This is a genomic window from Herbaspirillum sp. UBA812 (assembly GCF_002296545.1).
In the GTDB taxonomy this organism is placed as follows: Bacteria; Pseudomonadota; Gammaproteobacteria; order Burkholderiales; family Burkholderiaceae_D; genus Herbaspirillum; species Herbaspirillum huttiense.
This window is the reverse complement of sequence record NZ_DBIC01000154.1, coordinates 1-5,799: the sequence shown is the minus strand read 5'-3', so window position 1 is coordinate 5,799 and position 5,799 is coordinate 1. Positions and strand designations below refer to the sequence as shown.

The 5,799-nt window shown below is 62.5% G+C and carries 7 protein-coding genes; 5 read left to right on the top strand and 2 right to left on the bottom strand.

Annotation, left to right across the window (positions count from 1 at the left end; genetic code table 11):
* From B3873_RS09780 to B3873_RS09765, 4 genes are all read left to right on the top strand, one after another.
* Positions 1–1,557, top strand: a 1,557-nt coding sequence (locus tag B3873_RS09780; protein WP_286865647.1) for a PAS domain-containing sensor histidine kinase, incomplete at its 5' end; no start/stop codon positions are given.
* A 289-nt stretch (positions 1,558–1,846) separates the two neighbouring features.
* Entirely contained in the window at positions 1,847–2,017 is a 171-nt protein-coding gene (locus B3873_RS09775; RefSeq protein WP_034338233.1) for a CsbD family protein, read from the top strand.
* A gap of 260 nt (positions 2,018–2,277) precedes the next feature.
* Positions 2,278–2,646 carry a hypothetical protein gene (locus tag B3873_RS09770; RefSeq protein ID WP_286865645.1) on the top strand — a complete coding sequence of 123 codons (369 nt, stop codon included), beginning with the start codon at positions 2,278–2,280 and terminating at the stop codon, positions 2,644–2,646.
* A 44-nt stretch (positions 2,647–2,690) separates the two neighbouring features.
* Positions 2,691–2,906, top strand: a complete 216-nt coding sequence (locus tag B3873_RS09765) for a glycine zipper 2TM domain-containing protein (RefSeq protein WP_286865642.1) — start codon at positions 2,691–2,693, stop codon at positions 2,904–2,906.
* A 117-nt stretch (positions 2,907–3,023) separates the two neighbouring features.
* Here B3873_RS09765 and B3873_RS09760 read toward each other — a convergent pair whose 3' ends face one another.
* Positions 3,024–3,413, bottom strand: a complete 390-nt coding sequence (locus B3873_RS09760; RefSeq protein WP_286865640.1) for a hypothetical protein — start codon at positions 3,411–3,413, stop codon at positions 3,024–3,026.
* 226 nt (positions 3,414–3,639) lie between these two features.
* On the bottom strand, positions 3,640–3,798 hold the full coding sequence (locus B3873_RS09755; protein ID WP_039788823.1) for a DUF3309 family protein: 159 nt from the start codon (positions 3,796–3,798) through the stop codon (positions 3,640–3,642).
* A gap of 582 nt (positions 3,799–4,380) precedes the next feature.
* Between B3873_RS09755 and B3873_RS09750 the strand changes: the two genes are divergently transcribed.
* Entirely contained in the window at positions 4,381–5,652 is a 1,272-nt protein-coding gene (locus B3873_RS09750) for a CmpA/NrtA family ABC transporter substrate-binding protein (RefSeq protein ID WP_414651534.1), read from the top strand.
* Positions 5,653–5,799: the final 147 nt, after the last annotated feature.

Here is a 5,799-nt window from a genome sequence, read left to right as displayed (position 1 = left end):
CTGCTGCATGACTGGCGTCTGCTGGGCGGCTACTATCCGGCGGAATATCTCGCCTTCACGCTCATGGGCCTGTCGGCCATCCCTCTGGTGGGCTACCTGTATGACGTGAGCCAGTTCATCTATCTCGATTTCCCGCTGCCCATCTCTCTGCTGTCGTCGCTGGTGTTTGCGCTGCTGGGCGCAGCCTTGCTGATGGCGCGTCCCTCGCATCCGCTCATGGCGGTGATCCTGCGCATGGCGCCCGGTGGCCAGATGCTGCGCCATCTGCTGCCGCAGACCCTGTTCCTGCTGCTGGCCTTCAGCCTGCTGCTGAACTGGGGCATGACGCATGGCTGGATCCTGCCGGAGCTGGTGCTGCCGACCCTGACGCTGATCAACGGCGTGATCGTGCTCTTCATCTTCTGGGGCTCGGCCAGCCGGCTCGACAGCGAATACGGCGAACGCACGCGCAACGCCCAGAAGCTGGCCGAAACCAGTGCGTTGCTCAATGCCGTCAGTGAAAGTACCAGCGACCCGATCTTCGTCAAGAACCGCCAGGGCCTGATGATCTTCGCCAACCCGGCCACGCTGCACAAGCTGGGCAAGACTTGGGAAGAGACCATGTACCGCTCGAGCCGTGAACTGTTCCTGGTCGAGGAAGAGGCCGACACCGTCGACCGCGATGATCGCCGCGTCATGGCCTCGGGCAAGCCCGAGAAGCTGGAGCAGACCCTGCACCTGCCCGAAGGCGTGGTGACCTTCCAGACTGCCAAGGTGCCGTGGTTCGGCAAGGATGGCAGCGTGCAGGGTGTGATCGGCATCAGCACCGACATCACCGAACGCAAGCAGGCCGAGGATGAATTGCGCGAGCGCGAGAGCCGGCTGGAGAAGACCGTCATCGAACGTACGGCGCTGCTGCGCGAACTGACCAACCACCTGGAAACGGTGCGCGAGGAAGAAAAGCGCGCCATCGCCCGCGAGTTGCATGACAACATGGGCGCGTCGCTGACGGCCCTGTCGATGCACCTGGAAGGGGTCTACCAGATCCTGCCGCCGGATGAAAAATGGGCCGATCGCAAGACCCGCATGCAAGGTCTGATGAAGTCGCTGGTGGCCACCACCCGGCGCATCCAGACCGAGCTGCGTCCCAATACCCTGGACCTGTTCGGACTGAAGGCCGCGATCTCGGAGCAGCTCGATGAATTGCACGAGCGCACCGGCATCGCCTGCCACGCCAGCCTGCCCGATGAAGACGTCGATGTGGGTCACGAGATGGAAATCGCCATCTACCGCATGCTGCAGGAAATGCTCAACAACGTGACCAAGCACGCCAAGGCCAGCAAGGTCGACGTGATTCTCGATGTCGATGAGGATCATGTGGCGCTGACCGTGCGCGACGATGGCGTGGGCATTCCCGAAGAGCGGCGCGACAACCACAAGACCTATGGTCTGCGCGGCCTGCGCGAGCGTGCCACCTTCTTTGGTGGTGAGGTCGATATCCGCTCCACGCCGGGCAAGGGCGCGCTCATCAGCATCAGCCTGCCGATCCGTCCGGAACTGGCTGCCAGCGAGACTTGACGGGCCGGCGCCCGACGCTATTCAAGATTGCGTCACACCCTCTGAAAGCCGCCCCCAGGGCGGCTTTTTGCGTTTTGGTGAGGTTTGTTTGAGGAGCGTTTTTCCTGCACCGTTTTTCGTTTTTTCCTACGCGTGAAAGGACGTCTCTCTTATGTTCGCCCGACAGGCTCATCGGTACCATGGATTCATCGTCACTCACCGCCCGTCGGGCCGGCAAGGGTGGCGGAGCCGGCAGCCAGCCCAGTGCGGCACCGGGTAACCATCAGGCAAACAACCCAAAGGAGCCATCATGAACAAGGACCAGATCAAAGGCAGCTTGAAGGAAGTGGCAGGCAAGGTGCAGGAGAAGACCGGTGAGCTGACCGGCAATACCAGCCAGCAGGTCAAGGGTGCTGCCAAGCAGGTGGAAGGCAACGTCCAGAAGACCTATGGCGATGCCAAGGAAGCCGCCAAGGACTAAGTCCTGAATGTCCGTGTTCCGGTGACCTGATCAGGCACCGGCGGCACGGGCCGGCAGGGTGTGAAGGACATCTGAAGCAGGCAGCACAGCGCGTGTAGGAAAACGCCTACACAAATATCGGAAACGGCTGATTTTGTGATGCAGCAATTTCCGCGACCATGTGGTCATGGTGCTGGTAGAGCCGGGAATTGCAAAAGAGTTCACGGTTTGCCGCATGAAATTTTGCTCACCGCCAGAAGGGACCCCTGAAAGGGACGACCATGAAAAAAACAGTCGGTATTTGCATGCTGGCAGCCGCTTCGGCTTTCGCCTCTCACGCTTTCGCAGAAACTCCGCAAGCCGTCGACAGCGCATCGCGCTGGTCGGCTTCCACGATGGACCGTCACATGCCGGTGGATGCAGCGCGTCTGCACAAGCTGGGGCAGAAGAAATTCCGCTACATGGACATGGCCGAGAGCAAGCGCTCCAAGTCCCTCCAGAACGCCGTGCTGCTGTTTGGCGCACGCGCCGATGGCAAGGATCCGGCAGCGCAACGCGAACCGGCCAAGGCTGCGCCCAGCGCACCGGTTTATCGTGATCACGCACGACAGCCCAAGGCACCGCGCGTGATCATGCGTCCGTCGACTTGATCGGCGGCCGTATTCCCCTATTCGACAAAGAGGAAGGAGTCATCATGAAGACCATGCAAAAACTGGCAGTGACCTCGGTAGCCATCTGTGCCTTTGCCGCCCTGACCGGCTGCAGCGGCATGAGCCAGCAAGACAAGAACACCGCCATCGGTGCGGGTGCCGGTGCCGTCGGTGGTGCCGTCCTCACCGGTGGCAGCGCCATCGGGACCGTGGGTGGTGCCGCCGTCGGTGGCGTCATCGGCAATCAGGTCGGCAAGTAATTCACTGGCCGGCTGATCCCGGCCGCCGCTCCTCGCGCTGAGGAGCGGCCCACCACACCGCCGCGCCAGGGTGACCTGGCGCGGCGTTGTTGCATTCAGGAGGTGGATGGCGGCCGCTTATCTTGCCGCCGACTTGGCGCCGTGCTTGTGCATCGGCTTGCGCGCGCCCTTGATGGGTGTCGCAGCGGGTTCGCCGCCCTGGTAGTCCTTGAAGATGCGCTGCGCCCGCGCAGCATCCTGCGACCTGGCGTCGGTGGCTTGCTTGCGGCAGGCTGCAGCATCCTTCCCGCGCATGCTGCGGCAGCCCTGCAGCGCCTCGGCATAGGCGGCAGCGGTTTCCTTGTTCAGGTTTTGCAGCCGGCCTTTGGCGCTGTTGTCTTCCTGGTACCAGCGCTGGGGATCGGCCTTGCTGACATCTTCTTCAGCAGCGTGCGCGGCGGCCGCGCAAAGCAGGCTCAGGGCCGCCAGGAGAGCGGGCAGGGGAGAAGCGAGGAATTTATTGTTCATCTGATGTCAGCCTCATCACGGTACGGGAGCAGGGAGAGCCGTGCGCGTGAGCTTGCCCCGGCAGGGCGAGGCGGCGTCCACAAGCAAACGGCGCGGACGGTGACAGGCACCGTCCGCGCCGTTTTCCCGTCCGCCACCGGATGGTATCAGGCTTGCGGGAGGGAAGGGAGCGTCTGAAGGCTGGGGCCATGGCAGCCGGACCGCACAGGCCGGCTGCCGCCCCGCCTTATATCTTGCCGAGCAGCAGCAGGATCAGCAGGATGATGACGATGGTGCCAGCGATACCGCTGGGACCATAGCCCCAGCTGCGGCTGTGCGGCCAGGCCGGGATGACGCCGAGCAGGATCAGGATCAGGACGATGAGCAGGATGGTGCCGAGGGTCATGGATTTCTCCTTTGTTATTGAGTTCGTTCTTGCCCGCCAGGGTGCAAGCGCCGGGTGATTCGTAAAGCTGGGGTCATCTTAGGGTCAGCCGGTCCGCCGCACGATCAGCGCCCATCGCAATGTGCTGTAGGAAAATCCGGCAAGCGTGAGTAGGTGGCCGCGCCCCGGCTTGGGCAGTGCAGGCCATCGTTGCGACCCTGACAAATCGCTGCCAACTTGGTGCAAGGCACAACCGAAGTGCGGATCCCGCCCGATTTGATCGCGCCGCGCGGTCCTCCTGCTGCCGCTGCGGATCTCGTCGTGTTCCCTCGCAACGCAGTTCCCATGCGGCTTTCCGAGGTGCGTCGCGGTTCTGGCACGCTCTTTGCTGAAGCTGATGCACAAGCGCAGCAATGCGCAAGCAACGTGAAGGTGTGGCCAATGGCGGTCGCGCCGTCCAGGACAAAGGCGTCTTCCGGTATGGGTCATCCATGTCGGAACACGCCTTTTTTTGTTTGGGCTTTCTTCAAATCGCAACGCAAGGGGAATGGTGCTATGGAATCCAAAGGTCAGGCAGACAAGACAGGCGCGCTCGGCAGCGGCATGCAGGATGCACAGGACAGCGCGCTCAAGGCAGCGGACAGGGTGGACGGCAAGCGCCGCACGCTCCTGCAGGGCGGCGCACTGGCTGCCGGCAGCGGCATGCTGGGCATGCTCCCGGGCGGTGCGTGGGCGGCCGGCTCGGACAAGCCGGAAAAGGAGGAAGTCAAGATCGGCTTCATCCCCCTGACCGATTGCGCCTCGGTGGTGATGGCCTCGGTGCTGGGTTTCGACAAGAAGTACGGCATCAAGATCGTCCCCAGCAAGGAAGCCTCCTGGGCCGGCGTGCGCGACAAGCTCACCAACGGCGAGCTGGACGCGGCCCACGTGCTGTATGGCCTGATCTACGGCGTGCAACTGGGCATCGGCGGCCAGAAGAAGGATATGGCGGTGCTGATGGGCCTGAACCATAACGGCCAGGCCATCACCTTGTCCAAAAAGCTGGCCGACAAGGGGGCGGTCGATGGCGCATCGCTCTACAAGCTGATGCAGACCGACAAGCGCGAATACACCTTCGCACAGACCTTCCCGACCGGCACCCACGCGATGTGGCTGTATTACTGGCTGGCCGCCAATGGCATCAACCCGATGAAGGATGCCAAGGTGATTACGGTCCCGCCGCCGCAGATGGTGGCCAACATGCGGGTGGGCAACATAGATGGCTTCTGCGTGGGCGAGCCCTGGGGCCATCGCGCCATCGTCGATGGCGTCGGCATCACTGCCATCACCACCCAGGACATCTGGAAGGACCATCCCGAGAAGGTGCTGGGCTCCTCGCTGGAGTTCGTGCAGAAGTACCCCAACACCTGTCGCGCCATGATGGCCGCCATCCTGGAGGCCAGCAAGTGGATCGATGCCTCGCTGGCCAACAAGAACAAGATGGCCGAGGTGATCGCCGATAAATCCTATGTGAACACCAGCAAGGACGTGATCGACCAGCGCATCCTCGGGCGCTACCAGAACGGCCTGGGCAAGACCTGGGACGATCCCAACTACATGAAGTTTTACGACGAAGGCCAGGTCAACTTCCCCTTCCTCTCGGACGGCATGTGGTTCATGACCCAGCACCGCCGCTGGGGCCTGTTGAAGAGTGATCCGGATTACCTCGCCGTGGCCAAGTCGGTCAACCAGATCGATCTCTACAAGGACGCTGCCGCCATGACCAAGACACCGCTGCCCAAGGACGTCATGCGCAGTTCCAAACTGATGGACGGCACGGTGTGGGACGGCAAGAATCCGGCGGCCTACGCGCAGGCGTTCAAGATCAAGGTGTAAGCGGGTGCGGCCTGCGCCGTGTCCATCAAGGTGAAGTGCTTAGAGCAAGGGGAAGATGATGAGTGCAGTCGCAGAGAGCATCATGGGTGAGAACGCCAAGCCCGCTGGCAACGGCCACGCCGGCGTGTCTGCTGCCGGCGAGACGGT

Excerpts from the sequence above, each read along its gene's own strand:
- B3873_RS09775 (WP_034338233.1), top strand. The coding sequence starts at position 1,847 with ATGAACAAGGACCAGATCAAAGGCAGCTTGAAGGAAGTGGCAGGCAAG.
- B3873_RS09770 (WP_286865645.1), top strand. The coding sequence starts at position 2,278 with ATGAAAAAAACAGTCGGTATTTGCATGCTGGCAGCCGCTTCGGCTTTC.
- B3873_RS09765 (WP_286865642.1), top strand. The coding sequence starts at position 2,691 with ATGAAGACCATGCAAAAACTGGCAGTGACCTCGGTAGCCATCTGTGCC.
- B3873_RS09760 (WP_286865640.1), bottom strand. The coding sequence starts at position 3,413 with ATGAACAATAAATTCCTCGCTTCTCCCCTGCCCGCTCTCCTGGCGGCC.
- B3873_RS09755 (WP_039788823.1), bottom strand. The coding sequence starts at position 3,798 with ATGACCCTCGGCACCATCCTGCTCATCGTCCTGATCCTGATCCTGCTC.
- B3873_RS09750 (WP_414651534.1), top strand. The coding sequence starts at position 4,381 with ATGCAGGATGCACAGGACAGCGCGCTCAAGGCAGCGGACAGGGTGGAC.